The organism is Marilutibacter maris (genome assembly GCF_006546735.2).
In the GTDB taxonomy this organism is placed as follows: Bacteria; Pseudomonadota; Gammaproteobacteria; order Xanthomonadales; family Xanthomonadaceae; genus Marilutibacter; species Marilutibacter maris.
Window position 1 is genome coordinate 1 of sequence record NZ_VICD02000248.1, and the last position, 1,176, is coordinate 1,176.

Below are 1,176 nucleotides of genomic sequence, written 5' to 3' on the forward strand. Positions count from 1 at the left end.
TTACTTGATGATCTTGGCGACGACGCCGGCGCCGACGGTGCGGCCGCCTTCGCGGATCGCGAAGCGCAGGCCTTCGTCCATCGCGACCGGGTTGATCAGCTGGACGTCCATCTTCACGTTGTCGCCCGGCATCACCATCTCGGTGCCTTCCGGCAGCGTCACCGCACCGGTGATGTCGGTGGTGCGGAAGTAGAACTGCGGACGGTAGCCCTTGAAGAACGGGGTGTGACGGCCGCCCTCGTCCTTCGACAGCACGTACACCTCGGCCTCGAAGTCGGTGTGCGGGGTGATCGAACCCGGCTTGGCCAGCACCTGGCCACGCTCGACCTCGTCACGCTTGGTGCCGCGCAGCAGCAGACCCGCGTTGTCGCCCGCCTGACCCTGGTCCAGCAGCTTGCGGAACATCTCCACACCCGTGACCGTGGTCTTGGTGGTCGGACGGATACCGACGATCTCGATTTCGTCGCCCACCTTGATGATGCCGCGCTCGATACGGCCGGTCACCACGGTGCCGCGACCCGAGATCGAGAACACGTCCTCGACCGGCATCAGGAAGCTCTTGTCGACGTCGCGCTCCGGCTCCGGAATGTAGCTGTCCAGCGCGTCCACCAGCGCCAGGATCGCCGGCACACCGATCTCCGACTGGTCGCCTTCCAGCGCCTTCAGCGCCGAACCCTTGATGATCGGGGTGTCGTCGCCCGGGAAGTCGTACTTGCTCAGCAGCTCGCGCACTTCCATCTCGACCAGCTCGAGCAGCTCGGCGTCGTCGACCATGTCGGCCTTGTTCAGGAACACCACGATGTACGGCACGCCGACCTGACGCGCCAGCAGGATGTGCTCGCGGGTCTGCGGCATCGGGCCGTCAGCAGCCGAGCACACCAGGATCGCGCCGTCCATCTGCGCCGCACCCGTGATCATGTTCTTCACGTAGTCGGCGTGGCCCGGGCAATCCACGTGGGCGTAGTGACGGGTCGGGCTTTCGTACTCGACGTGCGCGGTCGAGATCGTGATGCCGCGCGCCTTCTCTTCCGGCGCCGCGTCGATCGAATCGTACGCCTTGAACTCGCCACCGAAACGCTCGGCGCCCACCTTCGTCAGCGCTGCCGTCAGCGTGGTCTTGCCGTGGTCAACGTGGCCGATCGTGCCGACGTTCACGTGCGGCTTGGTGCGCTCGAA

General features: G+C 65.8%; 1 protein-coding gene. It reads right to left on the reverse strand.

Going from position 1 to position 1,176, the window contains the following annotated elements:
- Positions 1–1,176 (reverse strand): elongation factor Tu (gene tuf, locus FKV24_RS14490; protein ID WP_141482892.1); only part of this gene is annotated, 1,176 nt, incomplete at its 5' end.